Origin of the sequence: Pseudomonas sp. UV AK001, assembly GCF_046097675.1 — a bacterium.
In the GTDB taxonomy this organism is placed as follows: domain Bacteria; phylum Pseudomonadota; class Gammaproteobacteria; order Pseudomonadales; family Pseudomonadaceae; genus Aquipseudomonas; species Aquipseudomonas kribbensis.
Window position 1 is genome coordinate 208877 of record NZ_JBJUVZ010000010.1, and the last position, 19321, is coordinate 228197.

17 protein-coding genes are annotated in these 19321 nt (G+C 61.0%); 10 read left to right on the forward strand and 7 right to left on the reverse strand.

The features are described from left to right. Positions 1-4 precede the first annotated feature (4 nt). The 3 genes from ACKLNA_RS24490 to ACKLNA_RS24500 are packed head-to-tail and all read right to left on the reverse strand — an operon-like array spanning position 5 to position 1684. Positions 5-595, reverse strand: a complete 591-nt coding sequence (locus ACKLNA_RS24490; protein WP_408987351.1) for an LON peptidase substrate-binding domain-containing protein — start codon at positions 593-595, stop codon at positions 5-7. 10 nt (positions 596-605) lie between these two features. Next, positions 606-1322 carry an LrgB family protein gene (locus ACKLNA_RS24495; protein WP_096820777.1) on the reverse strand — a complete coding sequence of 239 codons (717 nt, stop codon included), beginning with the start codon at positions 1320-1322 and terminating at the stop codon, positions 606-608. Next, the gene (locus ACKLNA_RS24500; protein WP_408987352.1) at positions 1322-1684 is read right to left on the reverse strand and encodes a CidA/LrgA family protein; all 363 of its coding nucleotides are present in this window, start codon (positions 1682-1684) and stop codon (positions 1322-1324) included. The genes ACKLNA_RS24495 and ACKLNA_RS24500 overlap by 1 nt, the downstream gene beginning before the upstream one ends. A gap of 193 nt (positions 1685-1877) precedes the next feature. Here ACKLNA_RS24500 and ACKLNA_RS24505 point away from each other — a divergent pair, with 193 nt between their 5' ends. The 4 genes from ACKLNA_RS24505 to ACKLNA_RS24520 all read left to right on the forward strand — a co-directional run bounded on the left by ACKLNA_RS24505 (position 1878) and on the right by ACKLNA_RS24520 (position 7662). After that, positions 1878-2333, forward strand: a complete 456-nt coding sequence (locus ACKLNA_RS24505) for a MaoC family dehydratase (protein WP_134828222.1) — start codon at positions 1878-1880, stop codon at positions 2331-2333. Between the two features lie 110 nt (positions 2334-2443). Beyond that, the gene (locus ACKLNA_RS24510; RefSeq protein ID WP_408987353.1) at positions 2444-4171 is read left to right on the forward strand and encodes a C13 family peptidase; all 1728 of its coding nucleotides are present in this window, start codon (positions 2444-2446) and stop codon (positions 4169-4171) included. 27 nt (positions 4172-4198) lie between these two features. Continuing rightward, entirely contained in the window at positions 4199-4840 is a 642-nt protein-coding gene (locus tag ACKLNA_RS24515; RefSeq protein ID WP_085712294.1) for an oxidoreductase, read from the forward strand. Between the two features lie 242 nt (positions 4841-5082). Continuing rightward, positions 5083-7662: a hypothetical protein gene (locus ACKLNA_RS24520; protein ID WP_408987354.1), complete on the forward strand. Its 2580-nt coding sequence runs from the start codon at positions 5083-5085 to the stop codon at positions 7660-7662. Between the two features lie 57 nt (positions 7663-7719). Here the strand turns inward: ACKLNA_RS24520 and ACKLNA_RS24525 are convergent, their stop codons facing one another. The 4 genes from ACKLNA_RS24525 to ACKLNA_RS24540 all read right to left on the reverse strand — a co-directional run bounded on the left by ACKLNA_RS24525 (position 7720) and on the right by ACKLNA_RS24540 (position 12067). Next, complete coding sequence (locus tag ACKLNA_RS24525; RefSeq protein ID WP_408987355.1) at positions 7720-8004, reverse strand: YceK/YidQ family lipoprotein; 285 nt, start codon at positions 8002-8004, stop codon at positions 7720-7722. Further along, a complete protein-coding gene (ubiX, locus tag ACKLNA_RS24530; protein WP_085712297.1) occupies positions 7997-8644 on the reverse strand; it encodes a flavin prenyltransferase UbiX in 648 nt (215 codons plus the stop codon). Before ubiX ends, ACKLNA_RS24525 begins: the two co-directional genes overlap by 8 nt. Beyond that, a complete protein-coding gene (gene mpl / locus ACKLNA_RS24535; protein ID WP_408987356.1) occupies positions 8641-9990 on the reverse strand; it encodes a UDP-N-acetylmuramate:L-alanyl-gamma-D-glutamyl-meso-diaminopimelate ligase in 1350 nt (449 codons plus the stop codon). Before mpl ends, ubiX begins: the two co-directional genes overlap by 4 nt. A gap of 157 nt (positions 9991-10147) precedes the next feature. Beyond that, positions 10148-12067, reverse strand: coding sequence for a sigma-54-dependent Fis family transcriptional regulator (locus ACKLNA_RS24540; RefSeq protein ID WP_408987357.1), 1920 nt, complete (start codon positions 12065-12067; stop codon positions 10148-10150). A 302-nt stretch (positions 12068-12369) separates the two neighbouring features. Here ACKLNA_RS24540 and ACKLNA_RS24545 point away from each other — a divergent pair, with 302 nt between their 5' ends. The 6 genes from ACKLNA_RS24545 to ACKLNA_RS24570 all read left to right on the forward strand — a co-directional run bounded on the left by ACKLNA_RS24545 (position 12370) and on the right by ACKLNA_RS24570 (position 19318). Beyond that, on the forward strand, positions 12370-13890 hold the full coding sequence (locus tag ACKLNA_RS24545) for an aldehyde dehydrogenase family protein (RefSeq protein WP_085712299.1): 1521 nt from the start codon (positions 12370-12372) through the stop codon (positions 13888-13890). A gap of 294 nt (positions 13891-14184) precedes the next feature. After that, entirely contained in the window at positions 14185-15555 is a 1371-nt protein-coding gene (eat, locus tag ACKLNA_RS24550) for an ethanolamine permease (protein ID WP_119428909.1), read from the forward strand. Between the two features lie 71 nt (positions 15556-15626). Next, on the forward strand, positions 15627-17021 hold the full coding sequence (locus ACKLNA_RS24555) for an ethanolamine ammonia-lyase subunit EutB (protein WP_408987358.1): 1395 nt from the start codon (positions 15627-15629) through the stop codon (positions 17019-17021). After that, positions 17018-17851 (forward strand): ethanolamine ammonia-lyase subunit EutC, encoded by an 834-nt coding sequence (gene eutC, locus ACKLNA_RS24560; RefSeq protein WP_408987359.1) that lies wholly within the window; start codon positions 17018-17020, stop codon positions 17849-17851. The genes ACKLNA_RS24555 and eutC overlap by 4 nt, the downstream gene beginning before the upstream one ends. A 115-nt stretch (positions 17852-17966) precedes the next feature. Continuing rightward, positions 17967-18428: an N-acetyltransferase gene (locus ACKLNA_RS24565; protein ID WP_085712303.1), complete on the forward strand. Its 462-nt coding sequence runs from the start codon at positions 17967-17969 to the stop codon at positions 18426-18428. Positions 18429-18667: 239 nt separating this feature from the next. Beyond that, positions 18668-19318 carry a DedA family protein gene (locus tag ACKLNA_RS24570; protein ID WP_134828231.1) on the forward strand — a complete coding sequence of 217 codons (651 nt, stop codon included), beginning with the start codon at positions 18668-18670 and terminating at the stop codon, positions 19316-19318. Positions 19319-19321 lie beyond the last annotated feature (3 nt).

Sequence of the window (19321 nt, forward strand, 5' to 3'; positions counted from 1 at the left end):
CGCTCTAGGCGAACAACTCGCCCTGCAACTCATCGAGCAGCGCCTGGATCGCATCCAGTCGCTGCTGCGGGTCGTCGAGTTGCAGCAGGTCGATCTTGTCCTCTTCGGCGAACGGCAACAGGTAGGCCAACTGATTGGCCAGCGACTGCTGCCCTGCCGCCTCGATGCCCATGTTCAGCGCCTCGACCATCGGGTGCTCGGCGAGGGCCTTGAGCAAGGCCACCAGATCGGCATCTTCATCCTGCAAGGGTTGCTCGGGTTCTTCGTCCAGCCACTCGACCTCGGCGACGATCAGTTGATCACGCTGCACTTCGGTGCGCTGCACCAGAAAGCGGCGCCCGCCCTGCACCCGAATGCCCAGCAGCCCGTTGTCCTGCTGCTGGAAATCAGTGATCCGCGCTTCGCATCCGACCATGGCGAAACCTTCGGGGGCGGCGCCGACTTCATGGCCGTCGAGAATGCACACCACGCCAAAGCCGCCGCCCTGTTTCATGCAGCGACCGATCATGTCCAGGTAGCGTGCCTCGAAGATCTGCAAATCCAGATTGCAGCCGGGAAACAGCACCGTGTTCAGCGGAAAAAGCGGCAGACTCATAGACATTTCCTTACACCACCATCGACACCGCCAACGGCAGGAACACCGCCGTGGCCACGCCCATCAGACTCATCGCCAGTGCCGCGAAGGCGCCGCACTCGTCACTTTCCTGCAACGCCACCGACGTACCGACCGCATGCGCCGTCATGCCCAGCGCCATGCCGCGAGCCTCGGGACTGTGCACACCGAGGCGGGTCAACAACGCGGGGCCGAAGATCGCGCCGATCACCCCGGTGATCAGCACGAACACGGCCGCCAGCGCCGCGACGCCACCGATCTGCTCGGCCACCAGCATGGCGATCGGTGAGGTCACCGACTTCGGTGCCATGGTCATCAGGATCATGTGATCGGCACCGAACCACCAGCCCAGCGCCACGCCCATGCCCGTGGCGACCACCCCGCCTATCACCAGCGTAGTAAAAATCGGCCAGAACAATTGGCGGATGCGCCGCAGGTTCAGATACAGCGGCACCGCCAGCGCGACGGTCGCCGGGCCCAGCAGAATGCTGAGGATCTCGGTGCTCTTGCGGTACTCGACGTAAGTCAGGCCGCAACCGACCAGCACGCCGATCACCAGCAGCATGGAAACCAGCACCGGTTGCAGGAAAATCCAGCGGGTTTTCTCGAACGCCGCCAGTACCAGTTGATAGGCACCCAGGGTGATACCGATGCCGAACAATGGATGATGAATCACCGACGCCCAGGCACCTTGCCAATCGAACAGCATCAGGATTCCTCCGAATGCGGCGCATGGCGTTTTACCAGTCGTTGCATCAGCACCCCGGCAAAGGCCATGGACAGAATCAGCGACAACACCAGCGCCCCGACGATGGCCCAGAAATCCGCGGCAATCGCCGTGGCATAGACCATCACGCCCACCGCCGGCGGCACCAGCAGCAACGGCAGATAACGCAACAGACTGCCGGCAGCCAGGTTCAGCGGCTCGCTGACTTCACCGCGCACGATCAGGAACACCAGCAACAGCAATAGGCCGATGATCGGCCCCGGCAGCACCGGCAACAGCAAATGATTGAGGGCCGTGCCGAGCAATTGAAACAGCACCAGCCACGTCAGGCCGCGTAGCAACATCCGTCATCTCCGTCTTACTTTCCAACCCGCAAGTCGTCGGCATTATAAGCACGCCTGCGCTATGGATCGGCATTCGCCAAAAGCATGGTCGGTTGACCTGAGCAAATCGCCATGATGATCTACAGTGGTTCGCAGGGCGGTCAAATCCCCCACCTGAAAAACTATAAAACCGATGAACCCAAGGAGAGTCTCAATGCCCTATGTTCCAGTTGCAGAGCTCAAAGATTATGTCGGCAAGGAACTCGGACGTTCCGAATGGCTCACCATCGATCAGGAGCGCATCAACCTGTTCGCCGAAGCCACCGGGGATTATCAGTTCATCCATGTCGACCCGGTCAAAGCCGCGCAAACGCCATTTGGCAGCACCATTGCACACGGTTTCCTGTCGTTGTCGCTGATCCCCAAACTGATGGAAGACATCCTGATCCTGCCGCAAGGCGTGAAGATGGTGGTCAACTACGGCCTGGACAGCGTGCGTTTCATCCAGCCGGTCAAGGTCAACTCCAGGGTCCGGCTCAAGGTCGACCTCGGTGAAGTGACCGAGAAAAAACCCGGCCAGTGGCTGCTCAAGGCCACCGCCACCCTGGAGATCGAAGGCTCGGACAAACCGGCCTACATCGCCGAACCGCTGTCACTCTGCTTCGTCTGAGTGCCGGGATGCGAAACGGCTCACGCGGTTTCGCATCCACTCCTCTCTGCCGGCTGTATAAGGTCACATAGCTACGGCATACTCGGTCGCCTAATTGCCCGGATCCCGCTATGCGCCAACTTGCTGCTCTTGCACCGTTTGCCCTGACCCTGATGCTCACCGCTTGCGGCGACGGCGAATCGCTGCTGCCCCCGGACGCACGCCTGCCCGACGGCGGACGCTATCGCGGCGAACTGGTCAACGGCCTGCTGCAAGGCCAGGGCCGGGTCGACTACCCCAACGGCAGCTGGTACGCGGGCACGTTCGACAAAGGCCAGTGGCATGGCCAGGGCGAATGGCACGGCAGCAACGGCGAGGTCTATCGCGGCAATTTCCAGCAAGGCCTGTTCGATGGCCAGGGCACGCTGACCACTCACGGCGGCAGCTACACCGGCGGTTTCAAGCTTGGCCGGCGCGAAGGCGAAGGCACCCTCAAGGAAAACGCGATGACCTATCGCGGCGAATTCAAGGACGACCAGTATTCCGGGCTCGGTCGTCTGGAACTGGACGACGGCAGTTCCTATCAGGGCCAGTTCGCCCACGGCAAACCCAACGGTGAAGGCCAGCGCGGCGACGCCAGCGGCAATCAGTTCAGCGGCCATTTCATCAATGGCCAGCTCGAAGGCAACGGCACCTTCAACAGCGCCGACGGTGACATCTATGTCGGCGGCTTCAAGAACAATCAACTGCACGGCAAGGGCCGCTACGAAAATGCCGACGGCGACGTCTGGCTCGGCCAGTTCAAGGAAGGCGCACTGACCGGCAAGGGCGAACTGATCGGCGCCGACGGCAGCCATTACATCGGCTATTTCAACGACTGGCGTTTCAGTGGCCAGGGCCGTCTGAATCTGTCCGATGGCAGTTTCTATATCGGCGGATTCGACAGCGACAGCTACGCGGGACGCGGCACCCTGGTGCTGACCGACGGCACCGTGCTCAGCGGCACCTGGATCAATGGCCAGCGCGTGCGTGATGCCGACGGAAAATTGCTGCCGGACACACTCGAACTCGGCCTGCTGGCTCAGGGCCGCCTGCTCGACGAAGCGCTGGCCAATGTGCCAGCCTCGACTCCGGCGGTAGAGTTATACACCCTGACCCTCGGCGGCGACGGCAAGCAAAGCGTATTCCTGCGCGAATCCGACTACGTGGCCAACATGCTCGCCAGCCGTTTCGGTGCCTTTGGCCAGATTCGTCTGGTCAATCATCGTGACCACCTCGGCGACCGGCCGATGGCTACCCGCGAAAACCTGCGTCGCGCAGCACTGACCCTGGCCGAACGCACTGGCCCGGAAGACCTGGTGTTCATCTATCTGACCAGCCACGGCACCGCCGAACACGAACTGGTGCTCGACCAGCCGCGCATGGAACTGGCCGACCTGCCCGCCGACGAACTCGCCGCCGTGCTCGCACCGCTGAAGAACCGCGACAAGATCATTGTCATCTCCTCGTGCTATTCCGGTGGTTTCATTCCGGCACTTAAAGACGAACGCACGCTGATCATGACCGCCTCGCGCGCCGACCGCGTATCGTTCGGCTGCTCCGAAGAGGCCAACTTCACCTATTTCGGCGATGCCCTGTTTGCCCAGGCGCTGAACCAGACCGACGATCTGGAGCAAGCCTTCAAACTGGCCAAAGCCACCGTTGCAGAACGTGAGCTGGCGGACAACTTCGAAGCCTCGGAACCGCAGATCTGGGCACCGAAAACCGTGCTCGCACATTGGCAACTGCTGCGCAAACAACAAGCGAGAAAAGCGTTGCAAAGTGCTGCGTTGAACGACGGAGCGACAAACAGCAACTAAGCTGAACAGTATCAAGGGAGAGACACTATGTACTTGACGCCTCAGCATGTATTGCTTGCCGGAGCCACCGGGCTGACGGGTGAGCACCTGCTCGACCGTTTGCTCAACGAGCCGACGATCACCCGTGTCCTGGCCCCTTCACGCCGGCCACTGGCCGAACATCCACACCTGGAAAACCCGGTCGGCGACCCACAGACCTTCTTGCCGCAACTGGCCGGTCGTGTCGATATCGCCTACTGCTGCCTCGGCACCACCATCAAACAGGCCGGCTCCGAAGAGGCGTTTCGCGCCGTGGATCTGGACATGGTGGTGGCGTTCGCCAAGCGCGCCCGGGAAATGGGTGCACGGCACCTGATCGTGATCAGTGCCCTGGGGGCCGACCGCCGCTCCTCGATTTTCTACAACCGGGTCAAAGGCGAGATGGAACACGCATTGCGCGCGCAGGACTGGCCGCAGCTCACCATTTGCCGGCCTTCGCTGCTGTTGGGTGACCGCAGCGAACCACGTCTGGGCGAACAGCTTGCCGCGCCCTTCTCTAAACTGATTCCCGGCAAGTACCGTGGCATCGAAGCCTGCCAACTGGCCCGGGCCATGTGGCGCCTGGCACTGGAGGAACAGGACGGGGTGCGGATCGTCGAGTCGGATGAATTGAGAAAGCTCGGCAAGTAATCACGCCTGCCATGCGGTTCGACACGGGCTTTCCGGGCTGCTGGAGTAACGGTCGGAAGACTCGTGCCGAACGGCCCGCAGACGAAACAAGCTGAATCAACTCGGTACCCTCGCTCTACTTATTTACCACACCTCTCTTCCCTTCCATCGATAGGGTGCCTGCCTGCACCTGCGTCTGTTGTCGTCTCGCATATGGGATGACATTGCCTCAAACCTCAGACAATCAATGAAAGGATTCCTTGATGGCACCCAAAAACCCCATCCCGAAAAACCCTGGCGCCCCCCGTCACCCGATCGATATATCGGCTCCCCCGGCAATTCCGCGTCTTGAGTTTCCCGGGGCGATTCGACCCGCCGGTCCGGAGACCCGAGCGCCCGACCAACCGCTGGTGACGCTACCGGGTTCAAGCAACACGCTGTCCACAATACAGATTCAGGACCGGCTCCCCACAATCAGGGAAAGTGAGAGCCTCTCAACAAGAGAACCGCACCCGACCGAATCAATCCGTCACTACGGGCTTGCGCCACAGGTGCTGGCGCAACTGCCTGGCGCCAATGCCGAAGGACTACGTGTCCACAGGGGGCGCATTTATGCCGAGGTGCAATTCACCACGACCATGACTGTCATGGTGGAATGGGACGAGGGCGCTGGAACCTACCGGGCCAAGCGTCAACAGGAGTCGCGCCCCTCTGGCCCGCCACTGCACTTCGACACTCAAAGCAATACCTGGCGAGTCGGCGACCCGCCAGACACCAGACCTCTGATCGAGTCAGTGATACATCGGCAGGCCGACAATTCGCAAGACATCCCTGCGCAGGGACCCGCTCCCCAGGCATCATCGAACACAGCACTGGTTTACATCGACATCCGGAATTACGTTTGGGACAGCAGCACCACTCATCACCATGGCTATGTGGTCATGCACCGAAAAATGCGGAAGGACGACTCGGTCGGGCCTCCGTCACACCATGCCTTCAGGGACGATAGCGGAGCGTTTGTCCGTGTTGATCCACCCTCGTACCCCATCAATCAACCCGCCGAACTGCTACCTGCCTGGACAGACCGCGACATCTGGGATCTCTACGGCCTTCAGGGCGAAGACATCGCGCGCTTCCGCACCGAAGCCGAGCGCACCCACAAGAAACCCCAGTGGGCCACAGTCCGGACACAAAGGATGGAAAACGCCTACCTGTTTGAGGAGCTGTACCGCTGGTCAGGTCAGGATATGGATCGCGACATGTTCATAAGCCTCTTGGCGCATCAGAAACGCACACCCGCCGAGTGGGTGAAAAATCTTGAGTCGGTTACTTTGCACCGCAACGCTCCAGCTCCGCAGCCCCCGTTGTCGCGCCTGCCTGCGCCCGACACTCCACCGTCACGCCACCTGACACCCGATTCGCCCGAAACAACGGATAGCACGCCAGCGTACGGCGATCAGCGTTACTACACCTGGGATCTCGACAAACCGAACAATCACGGTTACGTCGAGATGAAGCGCAAGCCCGAGCTGGACGACAGCTACGGCCCGCTTACCCAGATGGCGTTCCCCGATGGTTCAGACCTGACCATCGTCAGGCCGATAAAGTACTCGGTCAGCCAGCGGGCATTTCGACCTTACTGGCGAGACATCGATATCTGGAATCTGTACCGGATCGAAGGGGAAGATATCCTGCGCTTTCGTCAGGACGTCGCGCTGCACTTGAAACAGCCTGAATGGGTGAAACAACGCGAACTTCCTTCCCGACGTGAAGAGATGCTCGAATACCTGCGGCTTTGGACCAACCCTGACTCTCCGCTCAAATCCCGAGAGCAGATCATTGATCGATTCCGCCCCTACAATCTGTCCATCCGGCAGCTCGTGCGACTTGGTACGGAGTTATCGCCGACAGGGCAGTTCAACAAACGGATAAATGATGAAGTCCCCAAATGGGTCGAGAACCAACAGGCTCGTACGCTGGTGGCGACCGACAAGAAACTTTTCGATCCGTTCCTGCCGGAGTTGCATGACGAAATCATCAGGCTGAGGAACATGGGGGAAGGCAACAGTCTGATGAAGGCCAGCCTGACACGACCCTTCTTCCAGGAGTTGCTGCTGCGCGGTGGTTTTAAACGTAATCGACAGGATTATCTCTACAGAACCGACATTCCCGCCATGTTCGCAATGAGTAACCGAACACCCTTCGAAATAGCCCGACCGGGCGCCCTGCTTCCGCAGACATTCTCGGTTGCAGGCACGACGAGTGAAGTGCCCTTCAGCGCGATGTTCAGACTCAGGACCGCCATGGATTTTGCCAATGAAACCATCAAAGTTGTCGCCCCCCGCCCAACAGCCCCGCAGACAGGGAACGAACCGCACCAGAAAGATAGCCGCCCCTCGACGCCACCGTCTCAACGCATCAGGTTTTGCTACCTGCTCGATACACGTGATCACGAGGTGGTTTCAGGACAGGATAATCGCGCCTACAACTCGGCACCGCTCAACAGAAGCCCCTCGGACAACAAAACAATGTTCCCGAGCATGAAAATGGAGGGCCATGTTTCGATGTCCCGCAACGGTTTCACGTCAAGGAGGGTCTGGATGGTCAACTCAGCCATGACGCGTGCGGCCCTGGTGGACGATGTCCATTTGCAGGCTGGTGAACAGGCGGCCGGCTCGAGTCAGGATCCTGTGACCGCCATCGAAGCACGCACGCGTGCAGGGGAATTGAACCGGCACGAATATGACGCATTGATCGATGAAGTAGCGAAGGCCGGCAAACGCGTTATCGCGTTGCCGGCGGGAAAAGACATTTTTTCCAACGACATCGTTTTCCCTGCGTAAACCATCACTCTGTAAATGACGGCCCTGGCTCCCCCTGTCTGGCGGAGCCGGGCGTTGTCACAATCCCCCCGTCGCCTGGAACCCCACACCAATCACCGTCAGCAACGACAACGGCAACAGCAGGGTATCGAGCAATGCGCTGGCCGGCAGATCCACGCCGGGATAGCTCGGCGCTTCGGCGCCAAACCGATCCATCGCACAACAGCCACCGTTCATGGCGTACAAATCCAGTCGCGTGCCGGAATAAACCACCGGTGCGCCGGGTTTGGCGGCATCCAGCGTGCGCGCGGTTGCGCAGCCGGTCAGTTGCACTATCAGCAGGATCGCCAGCAGCTTATTCATCGCTGCTCAGATGGTGCTCGCCCCAGCGCGGCAGCATGTCCTGGGGAATGCCCAGCAGATTGAGAATCCGCGCAACCACGAAATCGATCAGGTCATCGATGGTCTGCGGCTGGTGATAGAAGCCCGGCGAAGCAGGCAGGATGGTTACGCCCATGTTCGACAACTTGAGCATGTGCTCCAGGTGAATGCTCGAATACGGCGCTTCGCGCGGCACCAGAATCAACTGGCGACGCTCCTTCAACGTCACGTCCGCCGCCCGTTCGATCAGGTTGTTGCAGGCGCCAGTGGCGATGGCCGACAAGGTGCCGGTCGAACACGGCACCACCACCATCGCCGCCGGAGCGCCGGAGCCCGAGGCCACCGGCGACATCCAGTCTTCCTTGCCATACACGCGGATCTGCCCGGCCGCCGCACCGGTGTATTCGGTGAGGAACGCCTGCATCAACTGTGGCTTGGCCGGCAGCGACACGTCCGTCTCGGTGGCCATCACCAGTTGCGCGGCCTTGGAGATCAGGAAATGCACCTCGCGATCCTCGCGCACCAGGCAATCCAGCAGGCGCAAGCCGTACTGGGCGCCGGACGCGCCGGTCATCGCCAGTGTGATGCGTTCCGGGCCGCCGTCCTGAAAGCGAGTGTTCATTTCAGCGCCTCGGCGAGTTTGCCGTGCAGGCCGCCGAAGCCGCCATTGCTCATGATCACCACGTGGGTGCCGGGCCGGGCCTGGCTTTTCACGCGTTCGATGATACCTTCCAGCGAATCACTGACGATCGACGGCACGGTGCACAGCGCGGCAGTGCCCGCCAGGTCCCAACCGAGGTTGGCCGGGGCGTACCAGATCACCTGATCGGCATCGACCACGCTGTCCGGCAGGCCGTCACGGTGAGCACCGAGCCTCATCGAGTTGGAGCGCGGCTCGATGATCGCGATCAGCGGCGCATCGCCGATGCGTTTACGCAGGCCTTCGAGGGTGGTGGCAATCGCGGTCGGGTGGTGGGCGAAGTCGTCATAGATGGTGATGCCGCGTACTTCCGCGACTTTTTCCATCCGGCGTTTGACGCTCTTGAACGCGCTCAGCCCGGCAATGCCCATGGACGGCACGACACCGACGTGACGTGCTGCGGCCAGAGTGGCCAAGGCGTTGGCGACGTTGTGCTGGCCGGTCAATTCCCACTCGACTACGCCCTGGGAGACGCCTTCGAACATCACTTCGAACGCCGAGCCGTCATCCTTCAACAGCTTGACCTGCCACTGACCGCCGGCACCCGTGGTTTGCACCGGGGTCCAGCAGCCCATTTCGATCACGCGCTGCAAGGCCGGTTCGGTGGTTGGGTGGATCACCAGACCTTCGCTCGGAATGGTCCGCACCAGGTGGTGGAACTGGCGTTCGATGGCCGGCAGATCAGGGAAGATATCCGCATGATCGAACTCAAGGTTGTTGAGGATCGCGGTGCGCGGACGGTAGTGGACGAACTTCGAACGTTTATCGAAGAACGCGCTGTCGTACTCGTCGGCCTCGATCACGAAGAACGGCGTGCCGCCCAGACGCGCCGACACCGAGAAGTTCTGCGGTACGCCACCGATCAGGAAGCCCGGGCTCATGCCGGCATGTTCCAGCACCCAGGCGAGCATGCTGCTGGTGGTGGTCTTGCCGTGCGTACCGGCAACCGCCAGCACCCAGCGACCTTGCAGCACGTGATCCGCCAGCCACTGCGGGCCGGAGACATACGGCAGGCCTTTGTTCAGCACATACTCGACTGCCGGATTGCCACGGGACATGGCATTGCCGATCACCACCAGATCCGGTGCCGGATCAAGCTGCGCCGGGTCGTAACCCTGGGTCAGTTGAATGCCCTGGGCTTCGAGCTGGGTGCTCATCGGCGGATAGACGTTGGCATCGGAGCCGGTCACGTGATGGCCCAGCTCTTTGGCCAGAACCGCCATCGAGCCCATGAAAGTCCCGCAGATACCCAGAATATGAATGTGCATAGTCGACCTCGTAAAACATGGCCGCAGGTTAGCGCAGGGAGGGGGAAATCGCACTCTTTAGCTGATTGAGGGGTGGAGGTATGAATGTGTGTCCGACTTGAGATCGCGCCCCTCACCCTAGCCCTCTCCCAAGGGAGAGGGTTAGGGTGAGGGGCTTTTAACTGATACGCCGCTCGATCCCGTGCTTGCGCAATTTTCTATAGAGCGTATTTCGGCTGACGCCCAACTGCTGCGCCGTGTGGGTCATCTGCCAGCGCGTATGTTCCAGCGCATTGAGCAATGTCAGCCGCTCGGCATCCTCCAGCGGCTGCCCGGACGACGCTTCATCGGCTTTGACCAACAGCGGCTGCACCTGCCGGAACATCGCCGGCAAGTCATCCAGCCCGATCCGCCCTTCATCGCACAACGCCGCCAGCGTGCGCAGCACATTGCGCATCTGCCGCACATTGCCCGGCCAGTTGAACCCGAGCAACGCCCGGCGCGCCGGCTCTTCGATCAGGATCGTTTCTCCACCCGCCTCTTCGGCCAGCAGGAAATCCAGCAATTGGGATTTGTCACCGCGCTCGCGCAACGGCGGCAACGCCACTTCCAGCCCGTTGAGCCGGTAGTACAGATCCTCACGGAAACTGCCGTCCGCCACTCGCTCCAGCAGATTGCGGTGCGTGGCACTGATGATCCGCACATTGACCGCTTCCGGCTCGCCACCGATCGGTACCACTTGCCGGTCTTCCAGTACTCGCAGCAACCGGGTCTGCAAGGCCAGTGGCATGTCGCCGATTTCATCGAGGAACAACGTGCCGCCGTCGGCCTGCTGCAACTTGCCGCGCATGCCGTCCTTGCGCGCACCGGTGAAGCTGCCGCCGCGATAGCCGAACAGTTCGCTCTCGATCAGGCTTTCGGGGATCGCCGCGCAGTTGAGGGCGACGAAAGCCTTGCTCGCGCGCTGACTGGCGTTGTGCACAGCCTTGGCGAACGCTTCCTTGCCGGAGCCGGTTTCGCCGTTGATCAGCAGCGGCACGTCGCGCTCGAACACCCGCAAGGCCTTGCGGAAATCCGCTTGCAGCCCGGCATCGCCCAGACAAATGCCGGCAAGACGCGGTGCCTCGGAAACCGGCGGTTTGGGCAAGACGGGAGACGGCTTGCGTGCCTCTCCGCGCAACACCGCAAACAGATGCCGCCCGTCACGGGTGCGAAGCGGCCAGCTCGCGCTGGCATGGGCACTGGCGCGCCCGAGCAACTCATCAAGCGAACAATCGAAAAATGCCTCCACCGGTTTGCCGAGCAGGCCGCCACGAATGTGCCCCAGCAGGTTCAATGCGCTCTGATTGACCGCACTGATCCGCCCTTCCCCGTCAAACGCCAGCAGCCCTTCGCTGAACAGCCCGACGGATTCGGCCTGGAGATGGAAACGCAGCAGCCATTGATTATCGAAACAGCGCAGGAAATAGCAGCTCTCGATCATCTTCGCCGACAGATTGACCAGCGCCATGGTGTGGAACTGACTCTGCCGCGAAACGTCCGGCCGCGCCGAAGAGACGTCGAGTACAGCCAGAAGCTCGCCGTGGGGGTCGAACACCGGGCTCGCCGAGCAGGTCAGGCCGGTGTGGCGACCACGAAAGTGTTCGTCCTGATGGATGGTCAGGGCCTGGCGCTCCACCAGGCAGGTGCCGATGCCGTTGGTGCCTTCGCAGGCTTCGCTCCAGTCGGAGCCCAGCCACAGGCCGGCGCGTTCGAAAATCTTGCGTTCGGAAGGAGCCGTGACGCAATTGAGGATCACCCCGCGGGCGTCGGTCAGCAGCACCGCGTGGCCGGCGCCGGAAAGTTGTTGGTGCAGGCTGCTCATTTCATTGCCGGCGATCTGCAACACCTGCTGCAGGCGTTCGCGGCTTTCGAGGACACGACCGTGTTCGAGCACGGTCGGCGCCATGGTCAGGGCCGGGTCGAGGTGATAGTCCTCAAGACAACGCAGCCACGAGCGGGCGATCGACGGGTCTGCACCGGGGCCGTGCAGATGCGGCTTGCCCTGGGTGACGGTGAGAACCTGTCGGGCATGGCGACTCAAATGGTTGTCGTGCATTTCTTATTATTCTCCCCGAGGCTCATCGGCCCATGCGTGAAGTGGTGCCCAGCATCCTCCAGCCAACCGGTCTTTGCAATGCTGGCAAGACCGCCTGGTCACGGGTTGTGCCAGAAGCGGTACAAACTGTCACCCGAGCTGTACCGATACCGTCACAGACGCTTGCCACTTGTCCGACAAAAAAACACGCAAGGCCTTGATTTGCCTGACCTGCACGGCAGTGGCCCGACCTTTGCTCTACGCTTATAGCAAGCGCACATGCGCGTTTCTCTAATAAGTACAAAGCCAAGGAGAACATCATCATGCGTTACGCTCACCCCGGTACTGAAGGCGCCAAAGTCTCGTTCAAGAGCAAGTACGGTAACTACATCGGCGGCGAGTTCGTCGCGCCTGTCAAAGGTCAGTACTTCACCAACACCTCGCCAGTGAATGGCCAGCCGATTGCCGAATTCCCGCGTTCCACTGCCGAAGACATCGAAAAGGCGCTGGACGCCGCCCACGCCGCCGCCGACGCCTGGGGCTCGACCTCCGCCCAGGCCCGCTCGCTGATCCTGCTGAAAATCGCCGACCGCATCGAACAGAACCTCGAAACCCTGGCGATCACCGAAACCTGGGACAACGGCAAAGCCATCCGCGAAACCCTCAACGCCGACATCCCGCTGGCCGCCGACCACTTCCGCTATTTCGCCGGGTGCCTGCGCGCCCAGGAAGGCAGCGCCGCCGAGATCGACGGCAACACCGTGGCCTATCACATCCATGAACCGCTGGGCGTGGTCGGTCAGATCATCCCGTGGAACTTCCCGATCCTGATGGCCGCGTGGAAACTCGCCCCGGCCCTGGCCGCCGGCAACTGCGTGGTGCTCAAACCTGCCGAGCAAACCCCGCTGGGCATCAGCGTACTGCTGGAGCTGATCGGCGACCTGCTGCCGCCAGGCGTACTCAACGTGGTGCAAGGGTTCGGCAAAGAAGCCGGCGAAGCCCTGGCCACCAGCAAGCGCATCGCCAAGATCGCGTTCACCGGCTCGACCCCGGTCGGCTCGCACATCATGAAATGCGCCGCCGAGAACATCATCCCGTCCACCGTTGAGCTGGGCGGCAAGTCGCCGAACATCTTCTTCGAAGACATCATGCAGGCCGAGCCAAGCTTCATCGAGAAAGCCGCTGAAGGCCTGGTGCTGGCGTTCTTCAACCAGGGCGAAGTTTGCACCTGCCCGTCCCGCGCACTGGTTCAGGAGTCGATCTACGACGAATTCATGCAGGCAGTGATGAAGAAAGTCAGCCAGATCAAACGTGGCGATCCACTCGACACCGACACCATGGTCGGCGCCCAGGCGTCCGAGCAGCAATTCGACAAGATCCTGTCGTACTTGGAAATCGCCAAGGGCGAAGGTGCCGAACTGCTGACCGGCGGCAAGGTGGAAAAACTCGAAGGCAACCTGGCCTCCGGTTATTACATCCAGCCAACCCTGCTCAAGGGCACCAACAAGATGCGCGTGTTCCAGGAAGAAATCTTCGGCCCGGTGGTGAGCATCACCACCTTCAAGGACGAAGCCGAAGCCCTGGCGATTGCCAACGACACCGAGTTCGGTCTCGGCGCCGGCCTCTGGACCCGCGACATCAACCGCGCCTATCGCATGGGCCGCGCCATCAAGGCCGGTCGTGTGTGGACCAACTGCTACCACCTGTACCCGGCGCACGCCGCGTTCGGCGGGTACAAGAAGTCCGGCGTCGGCCGTGAAACCCACAAGATGATGCTCGACCACTACCAGCAGACCAAAAACCTGCTGGTGAGCTACGACATCAACCCGCTGGGCTTCTTCTAAAAAACCGGGCGGCGCCGAAATATCGGTGTCGCCCTCCAAATTGCTATCGCTGGCAAGCCAGCTCCCACAGGGATCTGCGCAAGTCCGAACACCACAGAAAACTGTGGGAGCTGGCTTGCCAGCGATGGCGTCCTCGATGACACAACACAAAGCCTGGCCGCTCTGGCACGGGCCTTGCGTACCCGTCATTCAGGATTTGTCTGAACACCGCCGCTGCGTGAACAGCATCCATTCACTCAACCGCTGCACCCGAAAGTCCAACAGATCGAACAATAAAAAAGACAGAGAGGACTTATGACTTCCACCACACAGCTCAAACCCACACTCGGCACCCTGCATCTGTGGGGCATTGCCGTCGGCCTGGTGATTTCCGGCGAATACTTCGGCTGGAGTTACGGCTGGGGCACCGCAGGCACCTTGGGTTTTCTGGTCACGGCCCTGATGGTCGCGACCATGTACACCTGCTTCATCTTCAGTTTCACCGAACTGACCACCGCGATTCCCCATGCGGGCGGGCCGTTTGCCTACAGCCGTCGGGCATTCGGCGAGAAAGGTGGATTGATCGCCGGGATCGCCACGCTGATCGAATTCGTCTTCGCCCCGCCGGCCATCGCCATGGCCATCGGCGCTTATCTCAACGTGCAATATCCGGAGCTTGATCCGAAAGTCGCGGCGGTCGGCGCGTATTTCGTGTTCATGACCCTGAACATCCTCGGCGTCAGCATCGCTGCGACCTTCGAACTGGTGGTCACCGTGCTGGCGGTTGCCGAACTGTTGGTGTTCATGGGCGTGGTTGCACCGGGCTTCAGCTTCAGCAACTTCGTGCTCAATGGCTGGTCGGGCTCCAGTGAGTTCAGCCTCGGCTCGATTCCCGGAATATTCGCCGCCATTCCTTTCGCGATCTGGTTTTTCCTCGCCATCGAGGGCGCGGCCATGGCGGCCGAGGAAGCCAAGGACCCGAAACGCACGATTCCCAAGGCTTATGTCAGCGGCATCCTGACCCTGGTGTTCCTGGCCATCGGCGTGATGGTGATGGCCGGCGGCGTCGGTGACTGGCGACAACTGGCGAACATCAACGACCCGCTGCCCCAGGCGATGAAAGCGGTGGTGGGCAACAATTCGACGTGGATGCACATGCTGGTGTGGATCGGCCTGTTCGGGCTGGTGGCGAGTTTCCACGGGATCATCCTCGGCTACTCGCGGCAGTTCTTTGCCCTGGCACGAGCCGGTTATCTGCCGAAAAGCCTGGCCAAACTGTCACGTTTCCAGACGCCACACCGGGCGATCCTTGCCGGCGGCGTGATCGGCATCGCCGCAATCTACAGCGACGGCCTGGTCAATCTGCAAGGCATGAGCCTCACTGCCGCCATGATCACCATGTCGGTGTTCGGCGCCATCGTGATGTACATCATCAGCATGCTCAGCCTGTTCAAGCTGCGTAAAACCGAGCCGAATCTTGAGCGCACCTTCCGCGCTCCGGGCTACCCGATCGTGCCGGGGATCGCGCTGTTTCTGGCGGTGGTGTGCCTGGTGGCGATGGCCTGGTTCAACACCCTGATCGGTGGCGTGTTCCTCGGGTTCATGGCCGCCGGTTACCTGTATTTCCAGCTGACCGCCAAGCAACGCTCCGAAGCACCGGCAGACGCTATGCTCGAAGGTATCTAGAAGTTGCACCGGCACCGGGCCTCAGGCTCGGTGCCTGCACTAAAAGCATTCATTCAGGAGGACCGCGCCCCATGGCCGCATTTGCCCATACCGTCGGCGCCCAGACCTACCGCTTCGACAGCCTCAAGGACGTGATGGCCAAGGCCAGCCCGGCGCGTTCCGGGGATTTTCTGGCCGGCGTCGCCGCGCTCAACGATGGCGAGCGGGTCGCCGCGCAAATGGCACTGGCTGACATCCCGCTAAGCCATTTCCTGCAGGAAGCGCTGATTCCCTACGAAGCCGATGAAGTCACCCGACTGATCATCGACAGCCATGACAAACAGGCCTTTGCGGTCGTCAGCCATCTCACCGTTGGCGGTTTTCGCGACTGGCTTCTGAGCGAAGCGGCCGACGAGTCCAGCCTGCGCGCCCTGGCCCCTGGCCTCACGCCGGAAATGGTCGCCGCCGTGTCGAAGATCATGCGCGTGCAGGATCTGGTGCTGGTGGCGCAGAAGATCCGCGTCGTGACGAAATTTCGCGGCACCCTCGGCCTGCGTGGAAGGTTATCCACAAGGCTGCAACCCAATCACCCGACCGACGAGCCGTCCGGCATCGCCGCGAGCATTCTCGACGGTCTGCTGTACGGCAATGGCGACGCGATGATCGGCATCAACCCGGCCACCGACAGCATCGCCTCGATCTGCGCAATGCTGGAAATGCTCGATGCGATCATCCAGCGCTACGACATTCCGACCCAGGCCTGTGTGCTGACCCATGTCACCACTTCTATAGAGGCGATCAACCGTGGAGTGCCGCTGGATCTGGTGTTCCAGTCGATTGCCGGCACCGAAGCGGCCAATGCCAGTTTCGGCATCAATCTGAACGTGTTGCAGGAAGGTTATGAAGCAGGCCTGAGCCTCAATCGCGGCACGCTCGGGCAGAACCTGATGTATTTCGAAACCGGTCAGGGCAGCGCGTTGTCGGCCAACGCCCACCACGGCGTCGATCAACAGACCTGCGAAACCCGGGCCTACGCCGTGGCACGCCATTTCAAACCGTTTCTGGTGAACACCGTCGTAGGCTTCATCGGCCCGGAATACCTCTACAACGGCAAGCAGATCATCCGCGCCGGCCTCGAAGACCACTTCTGCGGCAAGTTGCTTGGCGTGCCGATGGGCTGCGACATCTGCTACACCAACCACGCCGAAGCCGACCAGGACGACATGGATACCCTGCTGACCCTGCTGGGCGTGGCCGGGATCAACTTCATCATGGGCATCCCCGGCTCCGACGACATCATGCTCAACTACCAGACCACCTCGTTCCACGACGCGCTCTACGCGCGCCAGACTCTGGGCCTGAAACCGGCGCCGGAATTCGAGCAGTGGCTGGCGAAGATGGGCATCTTCACCCAGGCGGACGGCAAGATCCGCTTCGGCAACAACCTGCCGCCGGCGTTTCGCCAGGCGTTGGCGCAACTGGGATGAGTCAGATGGAAAAACCGCCCGTCGATCCACAGAACCCCTGGCTTGAGCTGCGTCGCCTGACCCCGGCGCGGATCGCCCTCGGCCGTACCGGCACCAGCCTGCCGACCCGTGCACAACTGGATTTCCAGTACGCCCACGCGCAGGCCCGGGATGCCGTGCATCTGCCCTTCGATCACGCCGGGCTCAGCGCCCAACTGGCCGAACGCCAACGCGACAGCCTGCTGCTGCACAGCGCGGCGACGGATCGCAACAGTTACCTGCAACGCCCGGATCTGGGGCGCAAGTTGAGCGATCAATCGGCGCAAGCCCTGCGCGAATACGCGCTGGCACATCCGGGCGGGGTGGATCTGGTCATGGTCGTGGCCGATGGCCTCTCGGCACTGGCGGTGCACCGCCACACCTTGCCGTTCATCTCCCGACTGGAAGAACAGATGACCGCCGACGAATGGTCAATCGCACCGGTGGTGCTGGTTGAGCAAGGTCGGGTGGCGGTTGGCGATGAAATCGGCCAGTTGCTGGGGGCAAAAATGGTCGTGATGCTGATCGGAGAGCGCCCCGGACTCAGTTCGCCGGACAGCCTCGGTTTATATTTCACCTACAATCCAAAGGTCGGCCTCACCGATGCCTACCGCAATTGCATCTCCAATGTGCGGCTTGAAGGCTTGAGCTACGGCATGGCGGCCCACCGCCTGCTGTATCTGATGCGCGAAGCCTGTCGGCGGCAGCTGTCGGGGGTCAATCTGAAGGACGAGGCGCAGGTTCAGACGCTGGAATCGGAAGCCGGTGCAGACATGAAGAGTAATTTCCTACTCGATCCGCCCCCGGCCTGAACCGTTTCCGCATTGCCTTACTGCGCCGGTTTCAGGCAGGATCGATGCACGGCCGCCCGGGTTTCCCATCGCCGTCAGAGCAGTTGAAGACAGCCACTTGAAGACGAGACCTATCATGCGGATTATTCAAGCGACCCTCGAACACCTGGACCTGCTGGCCCCGCTGTTCGTCAAATATCGTGAGTTCTACGGCGCACTGCCTTATCCGGACTCGTCCCGGGCCTTCCTCGAAAAGCGCCTGCGGCGCAAGGAATCGGTCATTTATCTGGCCCTGGCCGATGATGACGACAAGAAGCTCATGGGTTTCTGCCAGCTCTATCCGAGCTTTTCCTCGCTGTCGCTCAAGCGCGTGTGGATCCTCAACGACATCTATGTCGCCGAAGATGCCCGGCGTCAGTTGGTCGCCGACAACCTGATCCGCACCGCCAAGCGCATGGCCAAGGAAACCCAGGCCGTGCGCATGCGTGTATCCACCAGCAGCGACAACGAAGTGGCGCAGAAAACCTATGAATCCATCGGATTCAAGGAAGACACCGAGTTCAAGAACTACATTTTGCCGATCAGCGACGAACTCTGATTTTTTCTAACAATGCGGATGCAGGCCTTTGTGGCGAAGGTACAAACGCCCTCGCCACAAAGGCCTGCACCTCGCTCCCCTCCTCGAAATGCCCCGCTACAAAACCAACGCGCTTTTCACCTATCAGATCGTATAATCCTGTGCTTTCCGGCTTGTAAGAAAAACTACACCCGCTTGTAGGCTTACACCGAATCATCCGCACAGGCCTGCCGAGTCGGGCCATCACCACAGGTGCCCACATGGATTTCAACCCGATCGACATCATTCTGCATCTCGACGTCTACCTCGACATGCTGGTGAACAACTATGGGACCTGGATCTACGCCATCCTGTTTCTGGTCATCTTTTGTGAAACCGGCCTGGTGGTCACGCCGTTCCTGCCGGGCGATTCGTTGCTGTTCATCGCCGGCGCAGTGGCCGCAGGCGGCGGTATGGACCCGGTGCTGCTGGCGGGTCTGCTGATGCTGGCGGCGATTCTCGGCGACAGTACCAACTACGTGATCGGACGAACGGCAGGAGAAAAACTGTTCAGCAATCCGAACTCGAAGATTTTCCGTCGCGATTATCTGCAACAGACCCACGACTTCTACGACAAGCACGGCGGCAAGACCGTGACCCTGGCGCGTTTCCTGCCGATCATCCGTACGTTTGCGCCGTTTGTCGCCGGCGTCGCCAAAATGCCTTACCCACGTTTCTTCGGTTTCAGCGTGTTCGGCACCATCCTGTGGGTCGGCGGCCTGGTGACCCTGGGCTACTTCTTCGGCAACGTACCGTTCATCAAGAAGAACCTGTCGCTGCTGGTAGTGGGCATCATCCTGCTGTCGCTGGTGCCGATGATCATCGGCATGCTGCGCAGCCGCCTCGGCGGCGCCAAAGCCCAATCGCACTAATTC